Source organism: Pseudomonas sp. KUIN-1 (genome assembly GCF_009176725.1).
GTDB classification, from domain to species: domain Bacteria; phylum Pseudomonadota; class Gammaproteobacteria; order Pseudomonadales; family Pseudomonadaceae; genus Aquipseudomonas; species Aquipseudomonas fragariae.
The window spans coordinates 3,868,040-3,892,735 of sequence record NZ_AP020337.1 but is presented as its reverse complement, the minus strand read 5'-3'; the positions used below and the strand labels follow the sequence as shown (position 1 = coordinate 3,892,735).

21 protein-coding genes and 2 pseudogenes are annotated in these 24,696 nt (G+C 58.5%); 12 read left to right on the top strand and 11 right to left on the bottom strand.

Going from position 1 to position 24,696, the window contains the following annotated elements; all coding sequences use genetic code 11:
* A complete protein-coding gene (gene rarD, locus KUIN1_RS17255; RefSeq protein WP_003403812.1) occupies positions 1 to 885 on the bottom strand; it encodes an EamA family transporter RarD in 885 nt (294 codons plus the stop codon).
* 224 nt (positions 886 to 1,109) lie between these two features.
* Here rarD and KUIN1_RS17250 point away from each other — a divergent pair, with 224 nt between their 5' ends.
* The gene (locus KUIN1_RS17250) at positions 1,110 to 2,261 is read left to right on the top strand and encodes an MFS transporter (protein WP_103714172.1); all 1,152 of its coding nucleotides are present in this window, start codon (positions 1,110 to 1,112) and stop codon (positions 2,259 to 2,261) included.
* A 6-nt stretch (positions 2,262 to 2,267) separates the two neighbouring features.
* Here the strand turns inward: KUIN1_RS17250 and KUIN1_RS17245 are convergent.
* Both KUIN1_RS17245 and KUIN1_RS17240 read right to left on the bottom strand, forming a co-directional pair.
* Positions 2,268 to 3,101: pseudogene (locus KUIN1_RS17245) on the bottom strand (PhzF family phenazine biosynthesis protein).
* 103 nt (positions 3,102 to 3,204) lie between these two features.
* The gene (locus tag KUIN1_RS17240; RefSeq protein WP_103714174.1) at positions 3,205 to 3,684 is read right to left on the bottom strand and encodes a multidrug/biocide efflux PACE transporter; all 480 of its coding nucleotides are present in this window, start codon (positions 3,682 to 3,684) and stop codon (positions 3,205 to 3,207) included.
* A gap of 98 nt (positions 3,685 to 3,782) precedes the next feature.
* Here KUIN1_RS17240 and KUIN1_RS17235 point away from each other — a divergent pair, with 98 nt between their 5' ends.
* The 3 genes from KUIN1_RS17235 to KUIN1_RS17225 all read left to right on the top strand — a co-directional run bounded on the left by KUIN1_RS17235 (position 3,783) and on the right by KUIN1_RS17225 (position 7,311).
* On the top strand, positions 3,783 to 4,667 hold the full coding sequence (locus KUIN1_RS17235; protein WP_003403808.1) for a LysR family transcriptional regulator: 885 nt from the start codon (positions 3,783 to 3,785) through the stop codon (positions 4,665 to 4,667).
* Between the two features lie 109 nt (positions 4,668 to 4,776).
* Complete coding sequence (locus KUIN1_RS17230; protein WP_011268383.1) at positions 4,777 to 5,001, top strand: DUF6434 domain-containing protein; 225 nt, start codon at positions 4,777 to 4,779, stop codon at positions 4,999 to 5,001.
* Positions 5,002 to 5,217: 216 nt separating this feature from the next.
* Complete coding sequence (locus tag KUIN1_RS17225; protein ID WP_058398930.1) at positions 5,218 to 7,311, top strand: hybrid sensor histidine kinase/response regulator; 2,094 nt, start codon at positions 5,218 to 5,220, stop codon at positions 7,309 to 7,311.
* A 12-nt stretch (positions 7,312 to 7,323) separates the two neighbouring features.
* Here the strand turns inward: KUIN1_RS17225 and KUIN1_RS17220 are convergent, their stop codons facing one another.
* Together KUIN1_RS17220 and katB are read right to left on the bottom strand one after the other, a co-directional pair.
* A complete protein-coding gene (locus KUIN1_RS17220) occupies positions 7,324 to 7,887 on the bottom strand; it encodes an ankyrin repeat domain-containing protein (protein ID WP_060400575.1) in 564 nt (187 codons plus the stop codon).
* Positions 7,888 to 7,947: 60 nt separating this feature from the next.
* Complete coding sequence (katB, locus tag KUIN1_RS17215; protein ID WP_024638661.1) at positions 7,948 to 9,453, bottom strand: catalase KatB; 1,506 nt, start codon at positions 9,451 to 9,453, stop codon at positions 7,948 to 7,950.
* Positions 9,454 to 10,030: 577 nt separating this feature from the next.
* Here katB and KUIN1_RS17210 point away from each other — a divergent pair.
* The 4 genes and pseudogenes from KUIN1_RS17210 (at position 10,031) to KUIN1_RS17200 (ending at position 13,616) form a co-directional block, all read left to right on the top strand.
* The gene (locus KUIN1_RS17210; protein ID WP_060400576.1) at positions 10,031 to 10,756 is read left to right on the top strand and encodes a GNAT family N-acetyltransferase; all 726 of its coding nucleotides are present in this window, start codon (positions 10,031 to 10,033) and stop codon (positions 10,754 to 10,756) included.
* A 127-nt stretch (positions 10,757 to 10,883) separates the two neighbouring features.
* A pseudogene (locus KUIN1_RS28790) lies at positions 10,884 to 11,738 on the top strand (MCP four helix bundle domain-containing protein); the annotation flags it as partial.
* Complete coding sequence (locus tag KUIN1_RS28785) at positions 11,733 to 12,596, top strand: methyl-accepting chemotaxis protein (RefSeq protein WP_404944258.1); 864 nt, start codon at positions 11,733 to 11,735, stop codon at positions 12,594 to 12,596. The pseudogene KUIN1_RS28790 and the gene KUIN1_RS28785, both read left to right, overlap by 6 nt.
* Positions 12,597 to 12,734: 138 nt before the next feature.
* Positions 12,735 to 13,616: a CAP domain-containing protein gene (locus KUIN1_RS17200; protein ID WP_116886977.1), complete on the top strand. Its 882-nt coding sequence runs from the start codon at positions 12,735 to 12,737 to the stop codon at positions 13,614 to 13,616.
* Positions 13,617 to 13,644: 28 nt separating this feature from the next.
* Here KUIN1_RS17200 and KUIN1_RS17195 read toward each other — a convergent pair whose 3' ends face one another.
* From KUIN1_RS17195 to KUIN1_RS17185, 3 genes are all read right to left on the bottom strand, one after another.
* Positions 13,645 to 14,073: a nuclear transport factor 2 family protein gene (locus KUIN1_RS17195; RefSeq protein ID WP_152092138.1), complete on the bottom strand. Its 429-nt coding sequence runs from the start codon at positions 14,071 to 14,073 to the stop codon at positions 13,645 to 13,647.
* A 141-nt stretch (positions 14,074 to 14,214) separates the two neighbouring features.
* Entirely contained in the window at positions 14,215 to 15,843 is a 1,629-nt protein-coding gene (locus KUIN1_RS17190; protein ID WP_024651397.1) for a methyl-accepting chemotaxis protein, read from the bottom strand.
* Between the two features lie 131 nt (positions 15,844 to 15,974).
* Entirely contained in the window at positions 15,975 to 16,592 is a 618-nt protein-coding gene (locus tag KUIN1_RS17185; protein WP_024651396.1) for a TetR/AcrR family transcriptional regulator, read from the bottom strand.
* A 184-nt stretch (positions 16,593 to 16,776) separates the two neighbouring features.
* Here KUIN1_RS17185 and KUIN1_RS17180 point away from each other — a divergent pair, with 184 nt between their 5' ends.
* Positions 16,777 to 17,298: a DUF3237 domain-containing protein gene (locus tag KUIN1_RS17180; protein WP_054092397.1), complete on the top strand. Its 522-nt coding sequence runs from the start codon at positions 16,777 to 16,779 to the stop codon at positions 17,296 to 17,298.
* 58 nt (positions 17,299 to 17,356) lie between these two features.
* Here KUIN1_RS17180 and KUIN1_RS17175 read toward each other — a convergent pair whose 3' ends face one another.
* From KUIN1_RS17175 to KUIN1_RS17165, 3 genes are all read right to left on the bottom strand, one after another.
* Positions 17,357 to 19,474 (bottom strand): TonB-dependent siderophore receptor, encoded by a 2,118-nt coding sequence (locus tag KUIN1_RS17175; protein ID WP_024642325.1) that lies wholly within the window; start codon positions 19,472 to 19,474, stop codon positions 17,357 to 17,359.
* A gap of 120 nt (positions 19,475 to 19,594) precedes the next feature.
* Positions 19,595 to 20,035: a GNAT family acetyltransferase gene (locus KUIN1_RS17170; RefSeq protein ID WP_103754383.1), complete on the bottom strand. Its 441-nt coding sequence runs from the start codon at positions 20,033 to 20,035 to the stop codon at positions 19,595 to 19,597.
* 54 nt (positions 20,036 to 20,089) lie between these two features.
* Positions 20,090 to 21,034: an alpha/beta hydrolase gene (locus KUIN1_RS17165; RefSeq protein WP_060400578.1), complete on the bottom strand. Its 945-nt coding sequence runs from the start codon at positions 21,032 to 21,034 to the stop codon at positions 20,090 to 20,092.
* Positions 21,035 to 21,399: 365 nt separating this feature from the next.
* Between KUIN1_RS17165 and KUIN1_RS17160 the strand changes: the two genes are divergently transcribed.
* The 3 genes from KUIN1_RS17160 (at position 21,400) to KUIN1_RS17145 (ending at position 24,680) form a co-directional block, all read left to right on the top strand.
* Positions 21,400 to 21,897, top strand: coding sequence for a GNAT family N-acetyltransferase (locus KUIN1_RS17160; RefSeq protein ID WP_003403782.1), 498 nt, complete (start codon positions 21,400 to 21,402; stop codon positions 21,895 to 21,897).
* A gap of 405 nt (positions 21,898 to 22,302) precedes the next feature.
* On the top strand, positions 22,303 to 22,563 hold the full coding sequence (locus tag KUIN1_RS17155) for a DUF1652 domain-containing protein (protein WP_003403781.1): 261 nt from the start codon (positions 22,303 to 22,305) through the stop codon (positions 22,561 to 22,563).
* A gap of 716 nt (positions 22,564 to 23,279) precedes the next feature.
* Complete coding sequence (locus KUIN1_RS17145; RefSeq protein ID WP_103714180.1) at positions 23,280 to 24,680, top strand: pyridine nucleotide-disulfide oxidoreductase; 1,401 nt, start codon at positions 23,280 to 23,282, stop codon at positions 24,678 to 24,680.
* The last annotated feature ends 16 nt before the right edge of the window (positions 24,681 to 24,696 follow it).

The window sequence follows — 24,696 nt, the reverse complement described above, 5'->3', positions numbered from 1 at the left end:
TCAGCTCGCGTCCCGGCGGCGCTGGGCCAGCATATGCTTGGCGCCTTCGATCATCAGGACCACCACGGCCAGCCAGATCGGCAGGTACGTCAGCCATTCATCGCGACTGATGCTTTCGCCCAGCAGCAGGGCGACGCCGACCAGCAGGATCGGCTCGACATAACTGAGCAGCCCGAACAGGCTGAACGGCAGCAGGCGGCTGGCAAGAATGTAACTGACCAGCGCCGAGGCACTGATCACCCCGAGCAGCGGAATCAGCAGGTACAACAGCGGTGCCTGCTGAATGGCCTGCGGATGGCCGTGGGCGATGAACCACAGGCCGATGGGCAGCATCAGCAGCATGTCGAACCAGAGCCCGCCGAGGTGATCGGTCTTGAGCTTGCGACGCAGCACGAAGTACAGCGGATAGCCGCCCGCGACCAGCAGGGTCTCCCAGGAGAAACTGCCCAGCCGCCACAGCTCATGCCCCACGCCGATCATGGCAAACACCGCAGCGACTTTCTGCAGGTAGGAGAGGTGCTCGCCATACACCACGCGGCCGGTGAGAATCATGCTCAGCGGCAGCAGGAAATAGCCCAGCGATACCTCCAGACTGCGCCCGTGCAGCGGTGCCCACATGAAGATCAGCAGCTGCGCACCGAGCAGCACCGAAGACAGCAGCAGCGCGAAGATCAGCAGCGGTTGCTGCCTGAGCCGGACAGCCACTTCGCGGACTCGCCGCCAGTCACCGCTGACCAGCATGAACAGCGTCGCGCATGGCACGGTGAGCAGCATGCGCCAGCCAAAGATTTCTTCACCGTCGAGCGGGGTCATCAGTGACGTATAGAAATACATGACCCCGAACAGCGTAGACGCCAGGACCGACAGCACCACACCTTTGTACACAACGGCCTCCGCAACAGCTGATTCGACAGATTACGCACCTGTCTGGTGCGCTTGCTCGCCAGTCTACTGGCCTGAGGTGCAAAAAGCTGCAAATCAGGCGTCCCCCGCATGGCGATGGAACGAGCCTCCTTTAAGTGCATCAGAGGTTTTGGCTAATCGATCAGCTTTGTTAGGCTGTCGCGCTGGTCGGTGTGACCGTACTCGGCAAATTACAAGGAGCATGCATGACCTCTTTCAGCACCGCAGCCCAGGATGCCAAGGCTCGGGCGGAACAGTCTTCGACGCGTATCGCGTTTTTCATTGCCGGTTTCAGCGTGGCCTCGTGGGCGCCGCTGGTGCCTTACGTCAAACAGCGGATGGGCCTTGATGAGGGCACACTCGGGCTCTTGTTGTTGTGCCTGGGGGTGGGCTCGATCATTTCGATGCCGCTGGCGGGCGCACTGGCGGCGCGGTTTGGCTGTCGGCGCCTGCTGGTGTGTTCGACGCTGTTGATCTGCCTGTGCCTGCCGCTACTGGCGACGATTTCCAGTCTGCCGCTATTGATAGCCACGCTGTTTCTGTTTGGTGCGAGCATGGGCGGAGTGGATTGCACGGCCAACGTGCAGGCGGTGATTGTCGAGCGCGCCAGCGGCGAGACGATGATGTCGGGTTTTCACGGCCTGTTCAGCCTCGGCGGGATTGTCGGTGCGGCGGGTGTCGCCGGCCTGCTCAGCCTGGGTATCTCGCCTTTTGCTGCGATGCTGATTGTGGTGGTGCTGACCCTGGCCGCGCTGGCGAAAGCGGCGCCAAATCTATTGCCCTATGGCAGTCCGTCCGATGGACCGGCCTTTGCGATTCCGCGTGGCGTGGTGCTGTTTATCGGCCTGCTGTGCTTCACTGTATTCCTGGCCGAAGGCGCGATGCTCGACTGGAGCGCGGTATTCCTGACCTCGTTGCGGGGTGTCGAGCCTTCCTATGCCGGGCTGGGTTATGCGGTATTCGCCGCGACCATGACCCTGGGACGGCTGTTTGGCGATGCAGTGGTAAAACGGGTCGGCTCCACTCGAGTGATCATTCTCGGCGGACTGTGTGCCGCGGCGGGCCTGGCCGTCGCGACATTGATCCCGTTCTGGCAGGCTGCGCTGCTGGGGTATGCACTGGTGGGGGCGGGTTGCTCGAACATCGTGCCGGTCTGCTACAGCGCAGCCGGTCGGCAGAAGACCATGCCTGAAAGCGTGGCCATCCCGGCCATTACTACAGTCGGCTACGCCGGGATTCTGATCGGTCCTGCGGCAATCGGTTTCATCGCCCATGTCAGCAGCCTTGAACTGGCGTTCATGATCGTCGCCGTGATGCTGGTAGGCGTGGCGATCGGCGGCAGCAAGCTCAGGACCTGATCGGTATTACAACCTGCGCGCCATCCCCGACACCCGGATGGAGCTTCCCGGTTGCTGCGGGATTTCGGCGCGCAGGCGCGACGGGCTGCCCATGTCCTCGCCCTGAATAATGTCTATCAAACCGCCATGCGGCCAGCCGATCTCGCGCAGGTAGCCGCCCAGTGCTGCCGTGGCCGAACCGGTGGCCGGGTCTTCATAGACGCCGCCAAACGCAAACGGGTTGCGGGTGTGGAACAACTGATCGGTCTCGGCCCACGCCAGCAGAATCGTCGCCCAGCCTTCACGAACCATCAGGTCGTGACCCGCCTGCTGGTCGTAGCGCATGGCCTTGAGCCTGGCCCGGCTGTTCAGCGCCAGCAGCAGATGCCCGGCACCGCCATTGATAAGCGCGGGGGTAATGCGCTCATCCAGATCGGCATGGCTATAGCCGAACAGCGCCAGGGCTTGTTCCAGCACCGGCGTACTGATCGGCTTACTGAAGGTAGGCGGCGATTGCAGCGCCGCCGACGTCAGCAAGCCCTACGCGTGGCCCTCGACGGTAATCTGCGCCTGATTGAGTGTCAGCTGAAACACGCCATCGCCTTGCTGTGCCGCCAGCGCTGCGCCCAGGGCGATGGTCGCGTGCCCGCAAAAAGGTACTTCTGCCAGCGGCGAGAAATACCGCACCCGCCAGCCGCCTTCGACAGGCGCAGCGAACGCCGTTTCGGAAAAGCCGATGTCGGCGGCAATCTGCTGCATGACAGCGTCATCGGGCAACGCATCGCCAATCCACACACCTGCCGGGTTGCCACCGCGATCTCCATCGCTGAACGCCGCCAGTTTGAGTACTTCAGTTGTCATCGAAGGGTGTCCTTGCCTGGGTCAGTGGGGGACAGTGTGCAATGACGAGGATTTGATTAGCCAGTGAGAACATTTGATGCACGGTATGCATGTGCGTGATGCATCACACCTCGCACCTTGCCAGACGTCGCTGCACCAGGCGTTCACGGAGTGTGTCGTAGGCCCAGTTGAACAGCAGGGTGTAGGGCAGAAACATCAGCAGCAGGCCGATGTCCAGCCAGAACGCTTCCATCAGGCTGATCGTCAGCCACCATGCGGCCAGCGGCACCACGGCCAGAATCAGTCCGGCTTCGAAACCCGTTGCGTGCAGGACGCGGACCGTCAGGCTCATGGAAAATCCGTAGCGCTTGCGCAGGCGGTCGAACAGCGCGTTGTAGGTCATGTTCCACAGCATGGCGATGGTCGAGATCATCACCGTCATGGCGCCCATCATCGCCAGTGACTGGTTCATCAGCCAGGCCAGCAACGGTGCGACCAGAATCACGCCGCCGGCCTCGAACAGCGCGGCATGCAGTGCCCGCTCACGCAGGGTTTTGCTGGCGACGCCGGGGTGCTGGTCAATGTGCGGTTGGCTGTTACTCATACTACGCTGCCCTTGGTGCTGGTTGATGGCAGCATTATCATCGGTGTTTGCGTTAATCTGAAAATCAATACCATCGGTTAAACCGATTTGAGAGTGCCATGAGTTATTCACCCGAAGCCCTGGAAGCCTTCGCCCAGATTGCTGCCCTGGGTTCGTTCAGCGCCGCCGCACGCCGGCTGGGCAAGAGTCAATCGACCATCAGTGAAGCAATCGCCCGCCTGGAAATCGATCTGGGCCTGGAGCTGTTCGATCGTTCTTCCAGGCAACCGGTCCTGACCGAAGCGGGGAGGGTCATGCTGGGTCGTGTCGATGATCTGCTGTGCGCCTCGGACCGGCTGCGTCGCGCGGCTGCGCGGCTTGCGGCAGGCGTCGAGCCACGGCTGACGCTGGTGCTGTCGGATGCCAACCAGTTTGCCGATTTCGAACGGCTGATGACCGAGCTCGATCAACGCTTTCCAGAGCTGGAGATGGAATGCGTGTTCGCCGAGCATGGCGACGCCATCAGCCTGGTGCAGTCGGGGAGGGCGTCACTGGGGCTGCTGTCGGCACAAGCCAGCTATCCACCGGAAATCGGTCACGCGACCATCGATGAAAGTGCCGATTTCGGGCTGTTCGTGTCGCACAAACATCCGCTTGCCGCGCTGGAACGGGTCGATTACCAACAGCTGGCCCGCTATCGCGCCTTGCGCCTCAATACGCTGATCGAGCACAGCATCCCCACTGACGACCTGCCCACCAGCGGCCATCGGCATTGGTCGGCACCCAATTACCTGCTGTTGATGGACATGGCTGCGTTCGGGTTTGGCTGGTCGGCATTGCCGCGCTGGCTGGTGTCGCGCTACTCGGGCGGACTGCTGAAAGAACTGCAAGTCTCAGGCTGGCCACGGCGCTCGGCGGTGGACGTCATCTGGTCGTTCCAGCGCAGTCTGGGGCCTGCGGGGGCGTGGCTGCTGGAGTCGCTGGTACCGTTTGCGGGAGAGTGAGGCGGGTTTGCGCAATTTCCTCTACGCCACAAGCCCTTCCAAACCTCGCGACTGCACCAGAATCCCGCTATAAAGAGTGCCTGCAACCCGACAGCAGAAGGATTAAGGCATGGCTTTCGATTGGCACTCCGACCTCATCACGCGTGACACGCCGGTGGATGACACCTATCGGAATACGCAGAACGTCAGGCGCTTCATGACCTTGCAGTGCGGGGCGTCGTTCAGGTTCGATCGGCCATTCATGGCGTGGATCAACAATGGCGAGCCCAAGAACATGGGGCAAGTCGCAGACCAATGGCTGCGCCTGCATGCCGCAGCCTCAGCATCGAACTGACATCGCTGCGGCGATGGGAGCGGTCCTGCAGGGTAAGTTTCTGTGCTGGTGAAGGCTGCTCACCAAATCGTCTCTCGCTCTGGTCTGGCGAGAACCAACAAATTACGAGCTCAAAACGCCATTATTTTTTGCATGCGAGTGGTTTTTCTCGTAGCGTGCTCGTGCCGCCCCGCATGACGGGAAAGCGGCGCAACCAATGCCTCAGGTGCCGCCGCTTTGACCCCGACAGATTTACAGCATCTCCAGAGCCGGCTAGCGGCTCTGGAGCAGGAAAACGCTTCGCTTAAAGAGAGCCTGAGCGTCACGGGGCGGGAGGCCGAATACGCCCTGGCGCAATCCCGGGAGCGTTATCGTTTTCTGTTCAACGCCATGGATGAAGGCTTTTGCATCATTGAATTCCTTGACGGGCCGCACGGTCCGCTGAGCGATTACATTCACGTTGAAGCCAACCCGGCCTATGAGTACCACGCCGGCATTTCCAACGTGGTGGGCAAGAAGCTGCGTGAGATGGTTCGCGAGGAGGCCGATGGCTGGGTGGAGTTTTACGGCGACGTGTTGCGGACCGGCAAGCCGATCCGTTTTGAACGCGAACTGGTGGCCACCGGGCGCTATCTGGCCTTGACCGCGTTTCGCATCGAGCCGGCCAGCCGTCGGCAGGTCGCTGTACTGTTTCAAGACATCACTGAACGCAAGCGCGCTGAACTGGAGCTCAAGCAGCTGAACGAGACACTGGAGGCGCGCATTGTCGAAGCAGTGGCCGAGCGCAATGTGCTGGCCGATGTCGTCAACGGCACCAATGCGATCATTCATGTCGTCGACTGCAATTTTCGCTGGATGGCCATCAATGGCGCGGCACTGCGCGAGTTCGAGCGCCTGTTCGGCATCCGGCCGCAAGTGGGTGACAGTATGCTCGACCTGCTCGACGACCGTCCGCAGAGCAAGGCTGATCTTGAAAGGCGCTGGACGCGCGCATTAGCGGGCGAAGAGTTCGCCGAAAGCGTCAGCTTCAGCGACTCGAACGATCCGGCCAGCCATTTTGAAATACGTTACAGCACGCTGCGCAATGCTCAGGGGCAGGCCATTGGCGCTTACCTGTTTGCCTACGATGTCAGCGAACGGCTGCGCGAGCAGGAGCGCCTGAGCCAGGCTGAAGAAGCCTTGCGCCAGTCCCAGAAAATGGAAGCCGTAGGCCAGTTGACTGGCGGTATCGCCCACGACTTCAACAACCTGTTGACCGGCATCACGGGCTCGCTGGAACTGCTCAAGACACGGGTGAGCCAGGGCCGTTTCAATGAACTGGATCGCTACCTAGGGGCTGCGCAGGATGCCTCCAAACGTGCGGCGTCACTGACTCATCGATTGCTGGCGTTTTCGCGCCGGCAAACCCTGGACCCCAAACCGGTCGACATCAACCGGCTGGTGATCGGCATGGAAGAGCTGATTCGGCGCACGGTCGGGCCGCACATCACTCTGGAAGTCGTGACCTCGGTCGGGTTGTGGTCAACCTTCATCGACGCGCCGCAACTGGAAAATGCCTTGTTGAACCTGTGCATCAACGCCAGGGACGCCATGCCGCGAGGCGGGCGGATCACCATTGAGACGGCCAACCGATGGATTGACGAGCGCGGTTCGCAAGGCCGCGACCTGATCCCCGGGCAGTACCTGTCGCTGTGTGTCAGCGACACCGGTACAGGCATGTCGCCCGAGGTCATCAATCGGGTATTCGACCCTTTCTTCACCACCAAGCCACTGGGGCAGGGTACGGGGCTGGGCTTATCGATGGTGTACGGTTTCGTGCGCCAGTCCGGCGGGCAGGTGCGCATCTATTCCGAGCCTGGTCAGGGCACGAACATGTGCCTGTACCTGCCGCGTCATTACCTCGGGGCGCCAGAAGAGATCGAGGCGGCAGATGCCTGTGGATCGGCGCCTGCACAGACCGAGCGCACGGTAATGATTGTTGACGATGAGCCGACCATCCGCATGCTGGTGGCTGAAGTGCTGGAGGATCAGGGCTACATTCCGATCGAGGCGGGCGAAGGTGCATCCGCGCTCAAGGTGCTGGAGTCCGATGCGCGTATCGACCTGCTGGTGACTGACGTCGGGTTGCCGGGTGGCATGAATGGCCGGCAATTGGCCGATGCTGCGCGCATCATTCGACCCGACCTCAAAGTGCTGTTCATCACCGGGTACGCAGAGAACGCCATCATTGGCAACGGCCATCTGGATCCGGGCATGTGGGTGCTCACCAAACCCTTCACCATGGAAGCGTTTGCCAGCCGCATCTACGAAATGATCGAGCGCGAAGACTGATTCCAGCAGCCGTCAGCGGGTGGGCGGCGCCTGGAATTCACCTTTGGACAAGCCTTCCACGTCATTGCCCATGCTGTCACGAATGCTCAGGTCTGCGCCCTTGTCGGTCAGTTCCTTGAGCACTTCAGTGCGTTTGAACAAGGCGGCGTACATGGCGGCGGTCTGTCCGGCATTGTTGGTGAGGTTCGCACCACAATCTGCCTGCACCAGACGCTTGGCGATGCTCAGTTCACCCTTGAAAATCGCACCCATCAGCGCCGTATTGCCGCGATTGTCCTTGGCGCAGGGGTCTGCTCCGGCGTCTATCAGGCGTATCACCGAGTCTTCATGGCCGTGATAGGCCGCCAGAATCAGACCGGTATAGCCTTGTTCGTCACGGATATTGAGGTCGTAATGAGCTTCGATAAAGGTGTCCAGCATCGGGTTGTTGCCTTCACGGGAGGCGTCGAAAAACAGCGTGCGCAGCTGGCTGGCAGTCTGTTCGGCGCTCAGCTCTGAAGGCGCTGGAGTGGGAGTCGGTGGTGTGGCGTTTGCGGCTGCGGCAAACAGCAGCAAGCCATAGATCAGATGCTTCATGGGCGTTCTCCTAACGGGAACCGTCCCGGCGACAAAGCACCGGGACGGGGTATCAGATCATCAGTCCTTGAGGCTTGCAGCCAGGGACTTGACCTTGCTCAGATCGCCTTTGGCGACTTCGGCTACCCGAGTGCCGTAGTCCGGATCTGCCTTGTACAGGTACGACAGCATGATGTTCTTGCTTTCAGTGTCGGTGTCGGCCAGCGACTCGCCAAAGCTCTGCACCAGGTCAGTCTTCTCTTTCGCGCTGTAGGAGCGATACAGATCACCCGCCTGCTTGAAGTTCTGCTCACGCGTGATCTTCGCCTGCTGGGTAGTGCCACTGAGCGGCAGCTGGCTGTAACGCGCCTTGTCATCCGCTGGACGCGGTTCCAGACGGCTCGGCTCATAGTTGACGCCGCTGGTGGTGTGACCGGTATTCAGCGCACCGTCCTGATTGCCGTTGTTGACCGCAACCTTGGGCTGGTTGACGGGCAGGCTCAGGCCATTGGCGCCAAGGCGATACATCTGGGTGTCAGCGTAGGAGAACACACGGCCCTGCAACAGGCGATCCTCGGAAGGTTCGATACCTGGAACCAGGTTGGCCGGGGCCATGGCGACCTGCTCGGTTTCCTGGAAGAAGTTATCGACGTTCTTGTTCAAGACCATCTGCCCGATCTTCTTCTCGGGAACGTCCGGCCAGATCTTGGTGGCGTCCAGTGGATCGAAGTCGAATTTCGCCAGCTCTTCAGGCTTCAGGACCTGAACGTACAAATCCCATTTCGGGAAGTCACCCTTTTTGATCGCGCCGACCAGATCGTTGGTCAGGTGGCTGTAATCCTTGGACTGGACCTGAGCGACTTCCTTGGGATCAAGGTTCTTGAGGCCCTGCAGGGATTTCCAGTGGAACTTCACGTAATGCACTTCGCCCTTGGCGTTGACCAGTTTGTAGGCGTGTACACCGTTGCCGTCCATGAAGCGATAGCCCGCCGGGGTGCCCTCGTTCGAATACAACAGGGTCAGCGTACGGGTGGCTTCCGGTACGTGGGAGAAGAAGTCGAAGCGACGCGAATCGTTGTCCAGATTGGTACGCGGGTCAGGTTTGAACGCGTGGACCATGTCCGGGAACTTGATGGCGTCACGGATGAAGAAGGTCGGGAAGTTGTTGCCCACCAGGTCCCAGTTGCCGTCAGCCGTGTAGAACTTGGTGGCGAAGCCATGCGGGTCGCGCAGGGTTTCCGGCGAGTGATTGCCGTGAACCACGGAGGAGAAGCGTACGAATACCGGGGTCTTCTCACCGGATTTGAACACGGTCGCCTTGCTCAGGTCGCTGATATCGGCCGAGGCCGTGAACTCGCCTTTGACGCCGGTGCCACGGGCATGCACGACGCGCTCAGGAATGCGTTCGCGATCAAAGCGCTGCAGCTTTTGCAGCAGCTGCACGTCTTGCAGCAGGACAGGCCCTTGGGCGCCTGCGGTCTGAGAATTCTGATTGTCGCCGACGACGGCGCCATTGTCGCGGGTCAGGGTGTCAGCGGCATAAACGGTCGGAACAGTAATCAGACCGGCTGCAGTTAAACACACCATGTGTCTGGACCAGTTTAATAACGGCATTTTGAATCCCTCATATTTTTAGTAGGCCGGGTTATCTTAGGCGCGTGAGGGAAATACAGTGATTATAAAAATGTATCGAGGCGATTGAGATAAATACTCAGGCAAAAGGTAGACCCGGTAAAGAATGTTTGTACCGCGTTCGTATGGTGCACTGAGAGCACGTTCATATGCGGTGGATCAAGTTATATTTTCCTGCGTTCGCTAGTTATGCATCTCATTGAAAATATTTGATTTTTATTAAATGTCGGCAGTCATTAAACACGCTGTTTTTCTCCGTGTTCAGGTTAATGTGAATCATTATCAGCTTTATTGTCTGGTAGCACTACAGATGGCCGTGATGTGCGCTGGTACGATCGTACTGATACTTGTGGCCATCTTGTTAGTAGGTGGCTATTTGATATTCTTTTTCCAGGTCATCGTATAAGTTGTAACTAAGGTGCCGCGCTGCAGAATGCTGGCAATATGACAATATCGGTCTTGAATGCCTCGACGCGCTATCATGTGGCCACATTCTGTACAGACACACCTCTTTAATGGAGCCCCTTGTCCCATGCCAACGATCATGCTGCTACACACCCCGCCGCCGGAATTCATCCGTAGCCAGATCCAGCAGATGGTCGTCGATTACGTGACTGACATCAGCCTGGTAGCCATCGCGCCGAGCAACCCACTGTACAACCTTTACCAGTACGGCGTGGGGTACGAGGTGCATCTGTACCTGAATGCCATGGACGGTTCGCAGCAGCTGGCCGTGGAGCTGATCGTTGCGCTGGACGACGAAGACCCCGAAACCGTCTTGGGTTTTTTGCTGTACCTGCCTGTGCAGGATGACCCGGAGGCCTGCGCCGTAGCTTACATGGCGGTGCGCGACAGCCACCGCCGTCAGGGCATCGCACGCTCGATGCTGGAGAAAATGACCAGTCGCTATCCGCACGCAGAGCTGTATTGCGTGGTCGGCAAAGTCGCGTATTTCGAGGCCATGGGTTTTCAGGTGCTGGGTGCGCGTGGTCCGCAGGTCATCATGAACACGCGTGATCACGGTACTGACGGTCTGCTTGTGGTCATGGATATCGCACCGATCTACAACTCGGTGGAAGTGCGGCAGATCCACGCTTATTTGCTCAAACAGCATGGCAACAGCGCGATGGTCGATGCGGAGAAGCAACGCGACCGCCATCTGGACCGCATGGCCCTTGAAGCGAGAACATTCGCCGAGCAACGTCTAGGCAACGATGGCCTGGCAGACGGCGTGTCGCAAACGTTGCGGCTGCACTGATTAAAGAAGAGCGTGCGAACGAGGCAGGACCGATAGAGGGCATTAGTTGCACACGTGCGACTTGTCAAAGCTCTTTTTATCAAAAAGCGAGGAGGCCGTGGAACGATCCAAATGAGGTGAAGTCATTATGACATCATCGCTGTTTGATCAACTCATTCCGGCACTGACACCACTCCTCATTCAGCAACAGGTAAGCCCCATGAACGTCCTGCGTCAGTCCAAGTTTTCCACCAAGCTGCTCTCTGCTTTCATCATTTGTGCATTGATTACGCTGGCCGTCGGCGCTCTGGGAATGGTGGGCGTGACCCGCCTGGCCAACGCTCTTGAGCTGACCTTCTCCAACAACCTTGTATCGGTCAGCAACACCAATGAAGCGCTGACCAGCTTTACCGCTCACAACCGCGGGTTGTACCGTTTGCTGGATGCGCAGGATGGCGGTGTCTCCGAAGCGGACAAGGATCGAGTTCGTCAGGCGTTGAGTGATGACCTGGCCCGTGCGCAAAAAGTGTTCGCGATCTACCGCGCCACGCCTCTGGAAGATGACGAGCGCGCTGCCGGTGATCAGTTGGAACTGATGCTGCCCGCTTACATTTCCGGCTCTCAACAGGTTGTCGACCTGATGAAGGCAGGTAATTACGAGGCTGCCCGGACCCAGTTGAACAGCCTGTCCTCGGAAAGCTTTACCAAGGTGCGCAGTTACATGCGCGTCATGATCGACTCCAACAATCGTCAGATCAAGGAAGGCGCAGCCGCTGCTGCCGACCTGAAGGCCAGTTCGGTATTGATGCTGGAGATTGGTGTGGTGATCGCGTTTCTGGTGGCGATCATGCTGGGCGTGCTGATTACCCGCATGATCACCCGTCCTTTGGCTGTCGCAGTCGCCAGTGCTCAGCGCATTGCGGGCGGTGACCTGACCCAGCCCATTGTTTCTACTAGTGGCGATGAGGCCGGACAACTGTTGAACGCGCTGTCCGATATGCAGGGCGGTCTGAAAAACACCATTCAACAGATTGCCAGTGCCTCGGACCAGCTCGCTTCCGCTGCCGAAGAGCTGAGCGCCGTCACCGATGAAAGCACCCGCGGGCTGACTCGCCAGAACGACGAAATCCAGCAGGCGGCAACAGCCGTCAATCAGATGACTGCCGCGGTGGAAGAAGTGGCGCGCAATGCGGTGTCCACGTCTGAAGCGTCGAAGTCCGCTACAGACGATGCGGTCGATGGCCGTGGTCAGGTCGATCACACGGTCAAGGGCATCACCACCATGGTCCACGAGATCACCGCATCCACTGGCGCTGTCTCCGAGCTGGCCGGGCATGTGCGGGAAATCAGCAAGGTGCTTGACGTGATTCGCAGTATCGCCGAGCAGACCAATCTGCTGGCCTTGAACGCCGCCATTGAAGCTGCACGTGCTGGCGAGCAGGGTCGTGGTTTTGCGGTCGTGGCTGACGAGGTTCGGGCCCTGGCGCACCGTACCCAGGCATCGACAGTGGAAATCGAAGGCATGATCAGCACCGTGCAGTCAGGTGCCGACGGCGCGGTTGCGGCGATGGGCAAGAGCCTGTCGCTGGCCACCAACACGCAGGAACTGGCCCTGCGTGCGGGCGCGGCGCTGGAGAAAATCACCCTGGGTGTAGCCACCATCAACGAGCGCAATCTGGTCATTGCTTCCGCCTCGGAAGAGCAGGCCCAAGTGGCCCGCGAGGTAGACCGCAACCTGATCAATATTCAGGACCTGTCGACCCAGAGCGCTGCCGGTGCCAACCAGACCAGCGCGTCCAGTCAGGAACTGTCGCGACTGGCCACTTCGTTCAACTCACTGGTTGCCAACTTCAAGCTGTAAGTCGTCCTCACGAGGCATTGTCTGGCGCACGTCTGGGCTCGATCGGTTGTTAAATTCCGGTCAGGCATAAAAAAGGCGTTGCGCCCGACCGGGTCATTTCGCGCATCATAGGCGGACTCAGCCCGAGAGAGACTTTTCATGCCTGTCATTCATTACCTTCTGCGTCTGTCGCTCCCGCGAGTGTCATTAGCCTTTCTGGCGGTGTTGTGCTCTGGCGTTTTTTCCAGTGCTGCGCTGGCCGGTGACGAAACGCAATTGATCGAATCCCTCAATGCCTATCGCGGCCAGGCGCAGCGCTGCGGCGAGCAGGTGTCCATGGAACTGCCGCCGCTGACCAGCGACACGCGTTTGGTGCTGCCGGCCAGTGGCAATCTGGACCTGCAACAGGCGCTGACCCGTGCTTCCTATCCGATGGTCACTGTGCAGGCGATAAGCCTGTCCGGTCCGAACAATGCCGACGCTGCACTCAAGGCGGTGCTGGAGAGTTTCTGCCGCGTGGTGCTGGACCCGCAATTCGTCGACATCGGGGTCAGCCGCGAAGGGCGAGACTGGCGTATCGTGCTGGCGCGCTCGCTGGTAGCGTCGCGTCTTGGCGACTGGCAGGCAGAGGGGCAAAAGATTCTGGAAATGATCAACAACGCCCGCACTCAGGCACGCCAGTGCGGCACGCAATCCTTCGCCGCTGCCACGCCGCTGGCCTGGAACCTGGTGCTGGGGACCGCTGCGCAACGTCATTCCCAGGCTATGGCCAATCAAAACTTTTTTGACCACAAGGATCGCGACGGACGCACACCTGGCGATCGCGCCGAACTGGCCGGGTATGTGGGTCAGCAGGTGGGCGAGAACATTGCCGCCGGCCAGGACAGTGCGCGCAAGGTGGTGGATGGCTGGCTGCTGAGCCCGGGCCACTGCGCCAACCTGATGAATCCGGATTTCCGCGAGCTGGGCGCAGCCTACGCAATGGACCCCAAAAGTGACGCAGGAATTTACTGGACGGCAATGTTCGGCACGCAGCAGTAGCGTCTGGCGCTGCGCTGGTAACCTGGAATCAGAAGCGGAATGCCTGACGGCCGATCAGCAACCATTGGCCGTTCTGCTTTTGCCAGATTTGGAAGTTCTCGATTTCAGTCGGCACAAGCTTGCCGTTGTTCACCGCCTGAGCCGAAAAGTGATTGCGCACCAGTGCCACGTCGCCGGACAGGGTGATCTTTTGATTGAGCATCTTCAGGTCATTGAAGGCGCTCTTGCCGGTTTCGATGTCCGCAATGAATGCCTTCTTGTCCTGAATAGTACCGCTGGAGTGACCATACGTGAGGTTGTCGGCGGTCAGCGCATCGAGTTGCGCTATGTCCTTGTGCCACATGGCTTGTGTCAGTTTGTCTACGGCATTGGCGACATCGGTCTCGTCGGAAGGCGAGGCCGCGACGTAACCGGTGAACAGGCACAGAAACCCCATCAGCAGTGTCAGCTTTTTCATGTTCATCCCTTTTCTTGTGATTATTGAAGGTGAGCGAAACCGGCGCAGATGACAGAATTCATCTGTCGTCGTACAACTTAGATCAGGGAAGGCCATTCGACAAGGGGAGATGCCGGGAAGCGAGCTTCCCGGCAGAGGGGCTTAAACGCGGAATTGCTTGGTGAGACGGTTCAGGCTTGAAGCCAGGGTCGACAGTTCGGCAGTGGCGATGGCCGTCTGATTGGAGCCCTCCGATGTCTGGCTGGACAGATCACGAATGCTGACCAGGCTTCTGTCGACTTCTCGAGCGACCTGAGCCTGTTCTTCGGCAGCGGTGGCGATCATCAGGTTGCGTTCATTGATCTGGCTTATGGATTCGGTGATTTCCAGCAGCGCCTTGCCGGCGCCATTGGCCATCTCCAGCGTCTTGTGGGCCTGAACGCTGGTCTGCTCCATTGCGCTGACAGCATTGCCGGTGCCGGTCTGGATCGAGTCGACCATCTGTTCGATTTCACGGGTCGATTGCTGGGTGCGATGCGCCAGCGCCCTGACCTCGTCCGCCACCACCGCAAAACCCCGCCCGGCTTCACCTGCACGAGCCGCTTCGATGGCTGCGTTGAGTGCCAGCAGGTTGGTCTGTTCCGCGATGGCACGGATCACATCCAGCACCTTACTGATATCCGTCGCCATGACGGCCAGGCCTTGTACCTCAGTGGAGGTGATCTGCACCTTGGAGACCATCAGGTTGATCGCCGTGACGGTCTCATCGACCTGCGCGCGCCCAGCCATGGCTGCAGTGCTGGATTGCGAGGTCACCTCAGATGCCGATGCGGCGTTACTGGCCACTTCCTCTACTGCCGCGCTCATCTCGTTGACGGCGGTGGCTGCCATTTCGATCTCGTTGGTCTGGCGCAGAATGGTGCGCGAGGCGTCTTCGGTGACGGCATGCATTTCCTCGGAAGTCGCAGCCAGCTGGGTAGAAGAGTCGCCGATCAGGATCAGGGCATTGCGCAGGTTGGCCTGCATGGTGGCGAGTGCGGCAATCAGTTTCGCCGCCTCGTCAGTGCCATGTTGCGGGATGTCCTTGCTCAGATCATTGGTGGCAATGCGTTGCGCGATACTCAACGAATCGCCAATCGGGCCAGTCAGACTGCGGGTGTACATCCAGGCGAGGAGCAGCGTGGTGATGACGCCCACGGTGATGAAAATGCCCACCATCCACAGCGTCTGCTGATAGGCAGCGTTAGCGGCAGCGCCGGCTTTCTCGGCTTTGACGTCGTTGACGCCGATGAGTTTTTTCAGCCCGGCTTCAACCTGATCGGCCGCGCTTCTCATTTCACCATTGGAAGTTGCCACTGCAGCTTCCAGATTGCCGGCGGCTACCGAGGCGAGGTAGCGATCCTGTGCCACCTGATACCCGGCCTGTGCCTGGGACAATTCGTCGAAGGCCTGGCGCCCTTGCGGAGTCACGATCAATTTGCCGAGCGTGTCAAAATAGCCGGCGATCAGCGAGCGCGACTGCTGGATATCGCTGAGCGCCTTGGTCTTTCGATCCTGCGGCTCAATCGGATTGCGCACACGGGCGTTGTTGCCGCGGATACTGACAAACTCCCGATCGATCGATGCGAGCTGTTTCACGCTCGGAAGCACATTGGTCTCGATGAATTTTTCCGCCGCATTGAGCTCGGCCGCCTGACGCAGGGCAAGCAAGCCCAAGGCAATGATCATCAGGCAAAACACGCCGAAACAGAGCGTCGAACGGGCGGCCAGGTTGAGTTTTCGCAGGATCATAGTGTTTCTCCGAAGGGGTAATCAGCTATCGCCCTCATTCGGATTAACTTGGCTGCAAAAGAGTAACAAGGTGTGTCAGAAGGGTTGCAATATCGGTTCTTATCAATACCGCTTGGTTCTGTTATGCGGACTCAGCGTTTCTCCATACCCAACATGAAGGTATCCACTGCGCGTTCGACCATGGCGCGAATTTCTTCGATGCTCAGCGGCATGGGCGCCTGTTGGTAAAGGCGAATGTCGGTCTCGGCAGTCAACAGCGAGGTCAGCTGCAACGCGGCGATGTGCGGATCGGTTTCACGCAACTGGCCTTTTCGCATCGCCAGAGTCATCAGTGAGGTGACTGTCTGCAGGCACTGGCTGGGGCCGGATTCGTAGAACATCATGCCGATGTCCGAGTGCCCGGACTCGGCCACTACCATGCGATACACGGCCAATGCCTTGTCATCATTGATAAGCACCATCAGCATGCGTTCCCCGAAGCGCGTGAACAGGGCCCGCAAATCGATCGGTTTGTCATCCTGGATCGCCAGCTCTGAAACCGCGTCGGCCAGATGGGCAGTTGCAAGCCTGTTGACCACAGCGATGAACAGTTCTTCCTTGGAGGGAAAGTAACTATAGATCGTTGCCTTGGAGCCCCCCATTCGTTTGGTGACTTCATTCATCGAGGCACGCTCGTAGCCCATTTCGAGGAAGACACTTGCTGCGGCATCAATGATGGCTTCGCGGCGAGCTTCAGTACGGACCTTCATTCATATCCTCAATTCTCCAGTGAGCAGATCGTGTACAAAATTCTCTAGACTGGAACTGAACCGTTCGGTACGATTTCAGTCGACTCCGTGGAGCTTACTGGAAAAGCAGGCGTAGATAAATGCCGATGGACTGCACCCGGCCATTCGTTGCCCGAATCCATTCAAAGATGGAGTGAACAGTTCTATGACCATTATCGACTTCAACAAATCCGTCAAACGCGCTTTTCGTGGTAACACGGTAGCCGCTCCTCATCTGGAAAAAGTGCTGACCGTGATTCTGAAGACCGACGCTCCTGTGCTCATGGGGATATGCAGCGACGGACTGCGTAGCAACAGCAATGTAGTGGGCGGGGAGTTTTACGGCGAAAACTTCAGCGGCTCGGTACTCTCCGGCGGCAGCAATACGCTGGTTGAGTTGTCATCCGAGCTTGCCTTTCTGGAAACCCGTTTCACGCTGGTCACCCAGTTGGGCGAAATGATCAACGTTGAAAGCAGGGGCGCTCTGCTCGTTGACGAAACGGGCCAGCACGAACTTCAGAACGGGCTATGGCCAATCAGCGAAGGCCATTACCAGTGCACTTGCACACCACGCTTTCAGGTCGCTCTGGGCCCTAACGAGTGGCTGGAGAAGAGCGCATTCATCGGCAGGTTCGAATACCTGTATGGCAATGAAGCGCTGATCAGTTTTTACCGAATGAAGTTCTGATTCATCCGTTTGATTGCCCACGGAGCAAGCCCGCGCAGGCCTGCTTCGTGGCAACCTCTTAGAACGTGACGCTGGCGCTCAGGCGTGCGGTGCGTGGTTCACCCACATTGACCTGCAACGGGCTGTCGGTACTGGACGGGTAGTACTGCTTGTCGAACAGGTTATCCACGTTCAATTGAAGGCGGGTTTTATAACCTGCCATTGGCACATCCCAGCGCAGGAACGCATCAGCCACGGTGTAGCTGCTCATGTAGAACGTGTTTGCGTTGTCACCCGCCCTATCGCCGACATAGCGCGCGCCACCACCGGCATGCCATTCGCCCAGACCGGACGGGACTTGCAGGTGATGGGTGAGATACAGGCTGGCGGTATGTTTCGGTGCCTGACTCAAACGGTTGCCCTCGTTTTTGGGGTCATCAAGCACTTCGGTATGTGTGTAGGCATAAGTGCCGATCATGTCCCAGCGCTCGGCAATTCGACCGGTCACGTCCAGCTCCACGCCCTGTGAACCCACTTTGCCAGCCGCTTCGCTGACGCCGGTAGCAACGGTGGTCACAACATTTTTCTTCTCTATGTCAAACACGGCGAGGTTGAAGTCGAGTTCCGGTGCCAGCGCATATTTGGCGCCGACTTCGTAGCTGCGGCCTTCTTCCGGGTCGAAGGTGGTGCCGTCATCGTTAACCGCCTCATTGGGGACGAAAGAGCGGCTGTAGTTGCCGTACAACGACAGGTCCTCATTGACCTTGAATACCAGTCCCGCCATCGGCAGGAATATATCGTCATTTTTGTTCAGATTAGTGTTGCGGCTGGCGCCGAGGCCTTGGGCGATGTGCTGGTCATAATGCTGATAGCGGCCGCCCAGGACCAGAATCCAGCGGTCATCAAGATGCCAGTTGTCCTTGAGGTAGATGGACGATGAGGTCAGTTGATTGCTCAGGTTGCTGGTGGTCGTACTGACAACACTGGGCTCCGCCAGGCTGCCGTAGCTGGGCGAAAAGATATTGAAGCCACCCTGTACGCCATTGCGGTAAGTCTTGCCGCGGTACTTGTCGGAATCCTCCTGCTCGGCACCGATCAGCAGATCATGTTGCTGGCCAAACACCTCCTGCTTGCCGATGAAGTCCCAGCTGGCATAACGCGTTTCATAATCGTAATGGCCGCCATTGGCCTGGCGTCGCAGCACGCCGCTGCTGGACAGCGTGCTCGGTTGGGCAATCGAGAGGCTGTAGCGGTCGTTGTTCCAGCCGTAGGTCAGGCGGGTTTTCCAGTCATCGCTGAGCTGGTACTCGAAGCGTGCGGTAGCGGTTTCGCTGATGCCGACCGTATTGGCCCATTTTTCGTCCAGGCGCTTGTCGTAGCTGATATCGGCCGGATGACCGCCGGTGAACACCGTGCCACGATCGAACGGGCTGACGTAATCGTTGTACTCGTAAGCCAGCGTCAGGCTGGCGCGCTCCCCGGTCCAGGACAGCGATGGCGCGACCAGCGTGTGCTGGTCAACGCCATAGTTACGCCAGTAGTCCTCGCTCTGACGCTCGGCCACCAGGCGGTAGGCCAGCCCCGAGTCACCCAGCGGGCCGGTGGTGTCGATGCCGAAGCTGCCGCCGCCTTCGCTGTACGCCGAGCCACTGAGCGTGGTGCTTTGCACGTATTGCGGCTGTTTGCTGATCACATTGATCACGCCACCCGGCTCCATCGCCCCGTACAGCAGCGAGGCCGGGCCTTTGAGCACTTCAACGCGTTCGGTAGTGGCACCGAAATTTTTCGACACCACCGAGCGCACGCCGTCACGCAGCACCGAGCCATCATCGTTGGTGCCAAAGCCGCGCTTGACCAGCGAGTCCTTGGTATTGCCAAGGGTATTGCCCTGGCTGACACCACTGACAAACTTCATGGCATCGTCCAGCGAGCGCACGTTGTAGTCGGCGATGGTTTGCGGTGTCACCACGTTGACCGACTGCGCTTCTTCCTTGAGCGGTACGTCACTCTTGCTCGCAGTGCTGGCGCTTTTGGCGCTGTAGCCTTCCTGCGCTTCGGTCGCGGTTGCCGACACCTGCGTAGCGGGCAGCGTTGCGGTTTCGGCTGCATGCACTGCGCCGCCGGAGAACATTGCCAGAGAAAGCGCGGACAGCAGAAAAGAGCCGGGACGGCGAGGGCATTGGAAGGAAGTGCTCAAGGAAGATGCTCTGCTAGGACGTTAATAGCAATAATTGTAATTTGATATTAATTCTCATGTAAATAAATGATTGAGGCGCCCGATGGTTTCGGTCGCCTCGGCAGACAGAGAGCCCTCAGCTCAGGACTGAGCCGTTACGTTGGCATCGATCCGCTTGCCCATGCTGATAATGAGCTCAGGCGTATAGCCCAGGGTTTTATAGAAGGCCTGCACGCTTTCATTGAAGGTATGGATCTGCAGGTTGATCTTCACGCAGCCAAGACCCGCAAGCGACTTTTCTGCGTGCCTGACCAGCCGGGTGCCCAGGCCGTTGCCGCGCTGTTGCGGATCGACGGCGACCGAATACAGCCAGCCGCGATGCCCGTCATAGCCGGCAAGGAGGGTGCCGACCACCTCGTCATCCGCGAGAGCAACGAAGAACAAATGGTCGTCGACAGCCAGTTTCTTGTCGATCGACAGGTCTGGGCGATTGTGCGGCATGTCGTCATTGAAGACGGTCTTCCACAACTGGATGACCGCGAGGCGGTGATGCGGGTCTGAATACTCGACAATACAGTTCATTGCAGGGTCCTTTGGCCATGAGTCCGAAGACTACTGCCACGTGCCCGGCAATGTCTAACCGGCGTTCTTAGAGTCCTTGCCCTGTTTTGTTACCTGAGGCAGCGATGCGGGTGTATCGAGCAGGGCACGAATGGCCTGGCTGTAAGCGGGCTGCCCGAGTTGCATGCTGTTGTTATGCGTACCGCCAGGCACCAATAGCAGTTTCTTCGGTTCCTGCGCGGCCTCAAACAACTGTTCGCTGAAGCGTGCCGGTACATAGCGATCCTCGGTGCCGTGCACGATCAGCACCGGCATATGGATGTCTGCAATCTTGTCCAGCGAGTCGAACTTCTGCGACAGCAGCCAACGCACCGGCAACGATGTGTTGGCAAGCGCGGTGGCCACATCGGCGAGGTTGGTGAACGTGGATTCGATGATCAGCCCGCGGGCCTGAACGGGTGCATTGTCCTTTTCAGCGTCTTCGCCCAGCTCGGCAGCCAGATCCACTGCCACCGCACCGCCCAGAGAGTGTCCATAAATCAGCCTGCGCTGCGGGTCGGGTTGCAATTGCTTCAGGCGTTCCCAGGCGATGCGTGCGTCTTCATATACAGACCTTTCCGAAGGCAGTTGGCCCATGCTTTGCCCGAAACCCCGGTAATCGATCGCCAGTATCGAGTAGCCCTGTGCCTTGAGTTGCTGGATACGGAACAGCTGGCCGGTGAGGTTCCATCGTGATCCATGCAGGTACAACACCGCCGGGGCGTTCTTGTCCGCAGCGGGCCACCACCATGCGTGGATATTCTGCGAGGTACCGAATGCCGGTGTACTGAGTTCGATTTCCTGCACATCTGCCGGCAGACCGCTGTACCAGCTGGCGGTACCGGGCTCGATGCGAAACACCAGTTCGCGCTCCTTGTGTTCAAGCACTGCACAGCCGACGGGCAGGCCAAGAATGATGGCTATCATGCAAACCCATCTGAGCGGACGGGCTTTGAAGCGGGCCAGTGGCGAAATCGACATAAAAGGAATAGTCCGGTCAACAAAGTGAAATAAATGCAGAATCTGCATTCGGGATGCAAGACCAGCCGACGAATACCGGGTTACAGGATATTGCGTACTTTCGCCGTAACTACTGGCAGGCTGAGCGGGAACGCGATGTTCGAGTAAAACCCATCGCTTCAACACCTTGCGCGAGGTGGCTCAAAGGCGGGGTCAACAGCGCTGCTCATTAGCACGTTTTGCTATTGAGGTAGCCCTTTTCGATAGCTGCGGATTATGCTGTGTCAGCGAGGGCGCTGTGTTTTTGTCACCTTCCGTCGCCCGCTGCACCAATCTGATTGCTGTATACCCGCGCTTTCTTCAATTTCTTCAAGAGGTTACCGCCTATGTTCACTCACCGTCCCCTGGAAGAAAAAGACGTCCCTCTCATCTGCGAGCTGCCGCAGAATGCCGATGAGCTGTTCTACATGTTCCCCAGGGCAACGTACCCGTTGACTGCCTCACAACTCAGTGAAGCGCTTCAAACGCGTCATGACTCGACCGTCATCGAAATGGACGGTGAGGTGGTAGGCTTTGCCAATTTCTCTCACTGCACCTTTCGCGGCCGCTGTTCGCTGGGCAACGTCATCATCGCACCGAAGGCCCGGTCCAGAGGGGTAGGGCGCTTCATGATCACCACCATGATGGGGATCGCGTTCGACAAGCACGAAGCGAGCGAAATGATCGCGTCGTGCTTCAACCACAACGTGCCAGGCTTGCTGTTTTATCCGCGGATGGGGTTTCGTCCGTTCCACATTGAAGAAAAGCGCGATAAGCGCGGCGAGCGTGTTGCGCTGATTCATCTGCGGCTGTCCGGCAAGGACCTGGAACATACACAAGAGTAAGTTTTCAACGTGGGCACGCGCGACCCTTTTCAACAGGGCGTGCGTGCCGTGTCGAGCCGCTTGCGTTCCAGGCGTTGACCGTTCGTCAGTCTTTATTCTCTTGCTTCGCGCGCCTTTTATCCGCTGTGATTCACGCCGGGTGCCATTTTGTTGAAGATCATGACGGTGAATCGTTTTTTCTGTGGATGCCCTCAATAAGAAACAGCGTTAAAAGGGCGCGGGATATTCAGTTATGGAAGTTGCCTGAAGTGCAGGGCACCGTGTATAACGGGTTTAAGCATCACGTAAGTGGCGACAGATAATTGGCGGGCTGGCGCGTGCCGTTTTTAAAAAGTCATCAACAATAAAAATTATCAAAATTTTGTCACTGCCGGGACATGCTTACACACATAAGGAGATAAAGAAATGATCGCGAGTGGACTGTCCGAGTTAGAACTCAGGAGCATTGTGGAACGTGCGTTTCTGCCGTTGCGTTGCACCTGTACGATTGCCAACGAGCAGATGAATGTGCAGATAAGCGACCCGGTATCGGGGCGCACCCAGCGTCAGAAGAGCCTGCCGCTCAGCCGTATCAATACGGTTCGGGACATCTCTGCGCTGGTGGCCGAGCTGCGTGAAGAACCGGTGACGACTCGAGTAGCGAAAGCGTACTACAGCGCTGCCTGATACGGCTGCACCCCGCTGATGCCGCGGCATCACGTTACAGGGCCCTGATCATCGCTGATCGGGGCCTTGTCATTTTTATGGGCGCTGTGGCGGCCTCATTCAGCGCCCGGAACGGGGCACGTCTGGTCTTCATGACCGCGAAACTTCTGGTGGCGCACAACCGCTTTGAGCTCGTCAAATTAACAGCGTCGAAAGCATGCTGTTTTTAGCGCAGACGATAAAAAATAAGTTGAACGCATTGAGCGCGTTAATGTCATCGAACACTATCTTTTTGAAGTGGCCTTCAAGGATCAAAAGATGCAAGGTCATTCAAATCATCAGGTTATACAGCGACACTGAGCGATGGCGGCCTCCGGCAGCCCGTTTGACACTCCCGCGTTTCTTTGCAACTATTCAGTTGCCGACTTATTTTGTAACGCATTGTCACTCTTTGCAGGTTGATAAAAGCGCTGTCTTAAAAAGGGCGGTAGCATGACGCCTCCCTTCTGGCAGGTCTGAAACTTCAAACTGTACCTGCAGTATTGTAATTTTTTGTGAAGACCACCTTTTCTAACCATGGCGTCTCCTCAGCGCCGTGAATGAGCGTGTGTGTATTCTGCTGCGTATGTTTCGCCTCGAATCGTGCATGGACGCTGGTTCGCCTTATCAGCCAGGTATTCGATCATCCAGAACTTCTGGACTGCACCAACGTATGAAAATGACGATGGAGCATCATTATGTTTGATAACTGTATGGAAACAGCCTGCGGTTGTGTGGTGGGCGGTGCCGGGCTGGCAGGCATGGGTTTTTTGTTCAACGCCCTGAAGAGCGGCGCGATGCCCGGGCTTGCTGCGAAAGGACTGATTGTCATTGATGCAAGTGACCGGCCCGGGGCGGGTGCGCTGGGAGACTACCGGATCACTGCCAACTCGGTAGGCGATGTATTCATCGATTGCCTTCGCGATCCTGCATTGCGCGAGGTGTTCGAGACCCTCGAATACTCGGCAGCCTACTGGCGCATCAAGGCGCAGGCACAGAGCGCGCCGCAACTGTCGGATGTGGGCGTGCTCATGGCCGAGGCAGCCAGGCTGGTGCTGGACCACATCGTGCAACGTTATGGCGTAGAAGTATGGTCCGGCACCCGCCTTGATGAAGTCATTTGCGAGGGCGACGGGTTCTGTCTGCGCGTTGACAGTGTGCATGGCAAAAGACGCGTGCGCTGCCAGGCGCTGGTACTCAACCTGGGCGGGCGACAGGATCCACAACACTTGATCGATGATCTTGCCCGACAAGGCCTGGCGCTGCCGGAGCACTGCACTATCCAGAGCGCCGACCGCTTGCTGCGCATGAACGCGGTGCAGTTGCGCGAAGTGTTTGCCCCGGCGCTGGCCGGTGACGGGCGCATAACCATCGTCGGGGGATCTCACAGCGCGTTCTCGACGCTGGAGAATCTGGCGGATGCACTGGAGTTTGCCGGCCTGCAGGAACTGACACTGGTTCATCGCAGCAGTATCAGGCTGTTTTACGAAAGTGCCGAGCTGGCACAGGCGGCCGGTTACGCATTCGACTCGCAGTGTGATGTCTGCCCGGTTTCAGGTCGGGTCAACCGTTCCGGAGGTTTGCGTTACCGTGCGCTGGAGATCGGACGCGAGGCGCTGCAAAGCGGCCGCGTAGGCAAAACCGGCGTGCGCGTGCAGATGTTGCAGACACTGGGCGGACGCTCCGATGAACATGAGCAGGCCCGACTGGCCCTGGCCGACTCGACTGTAATCGTGCAGTGCTCTGGCTATCAGCCCGTGTTGCCGAGACTGTGGGATGCCGATGGCAACCCCGTCAGTTTGCGCGAGGCCAAGGGTGGTCTCGACTCGGACGCTGGCGGCTGTCCAGTCGATCAGCACGGTCGTCGAATGAGGGGGCTGCATCTTTTCGGCCTGGGCGCCGGGCTGGGCGTCGACCCGCAATTAGGCAGCGAACCCGCCTTCGACGGCCGGATATACGGCGTCTGGCAGTTTCATCATGATGCCAGCCGAGCGGTACTGGAGGCGGTCACGCGCAGACTCGCTCATCAGCCTGTAGCTGCCGAGACGTTCATTTCGGACGGATTCATGCAGGCGGTGTTAGGCCTTCAAGCCGGTTAAGCGGGTGCAGCAGAAA

What these genes read in the sequence shown, in the direction of transcription:
- katB (WP_024638661.1), bottom strand. Translation starts at nt 9,453, where the DNA reads ATGGTGTGTTTAACTGCAGCCGGTCTGATTACTGTTCCGACCGTTTAT.
- KUIN1_RS17145 (WP_103714180.1), top strand. Translation starts at nt 23,280, where the DNA reads ATGTTTGATAACTGTATGGAAACAGCCTGCGGTTGTGTGGTGGGCGGT.
- KUIN1_RS17240 (WP_103714174.1), bottom strand. Translation starts at nt 3,684, where the DNA reads ATGAGTAACAGCCAACCGCACATTGACCAGCACCCCGGCGTCGCCAGC.
- KUIN1_RS17180 (WP_054092397.1), top strand. Translation starts at nt 16,777, where the DNA reads ATGACCATTATCGACTTCAACAAATCCGTCAAACGCGCTTTTCGTGGT.
- KUIN1_RS17160 (WP_003403782.1), top strand. Translation starts at nt 21,400, where the DNA reads ATGTTCACTCACCGTCCCCTGGAAGAAAAAGACGTCCCTCTCATCTGC.
- KUIN1_RS17155 (WP_003403781.1), top strand. Translation starts at nt 22,303, where the DNA reads ATGATCGCGAGTGGACTGTCCGAGTTAGAACTCAGGAGCATTGTGGAA.
- KUIN1_RS28785 (WP_404944258.1), top strand. Translation starts at nt 11,733, where the DNA reads ATGCAGGGCGGTCTGAAAAACACCATTCAACAGATTGCCAGTGCCTCG.
- KUIN1_RS17185 (WP_024651396.1), bottom strand. Translation starts at nt 16,592, where the DNA reads ATGAAGGTCCGTACTGAAGCTCGCCGCGAAGCCATCATTGATGCCGCA.
- KUIN1_RS17235 (WP_003403808.1), top strand. Translation starts at nt 3,783, where the DNA reads ATGAGTTATTCACCCGAAGCCCTGGAAGCCTTCGCCCAGATTGCTGCC.
- KUIN1_RS17230 (WP_011268383.1), top strand. Translation starts at nt 4,777, where the DNA reads ATGGCTTTCGATTGGCACTCCGACCTCATCACGCGTGACACGCCGGTG.
- KUIN1_RS17165 (WP_060400578.1), bottom strand. Translation starts at nt 21,034, where the DNA reads ATGTCGATTTCGCCACTGGCCCGCTTCAAAGCCCGTCCGCTCAGATGG.
- KUIN1_RS17250 (WP_103714172.1), top strand. Translation starts at nt 1,110, where the DNA reads ATGACCTCTTTCAGCACCGCAGCCCAGGATGCCAAGGCTCGGGCGGAA.
- KUIN1_RS17195 (WP_152092138.1), bottom strand. Translation starts at nt 14,073, where the DNA reads ATGAAAAAGCTGACACTGCTGATGGGGTTTCTGTGCCTGTTCACCGGT.
- KUIN1_RS17190 (WP_024651397.1), bottom strand. Translation starts at nt 15,843, where the DNA reads ATGATCCTGCGAAAACTCAACCTGGCCGCCCGTTCGACGCTCTGTTTC.
- KUIN1_RS17220 (WP_060400575.1), bottom strand. Translation starts at nt 7,887, where the DNA reads ATGAAGCATCTGATCTATGGCTTGCTGCTGTTTGCCGCAGCCGCAAAC.
- KUIN1_RS17200 (WP_116886977.1), top strand. Translation starts at nt 12,735, where the DNA reads ATGCCTGTCATTCATTACCTTCTGCGTCTGTCGCTCCCGCGAGTGTCA.
- KUIN1_RS17210 (WP_060400576.1), top strand. Translation starts at nt 10,031, where the DNA reads ATGCCAACGATCATGCTGCTACACACCCCGCCGCCGGAATTCATCCGT.
- KUIN1_RS17170 (WP_103754383.1), bottom strand. Translation starts at nt 20,035, where the DNA reads ATGAACTGTATTGTCGAGTATTCAGACCCGCATCACCGCCTCGCGGTC.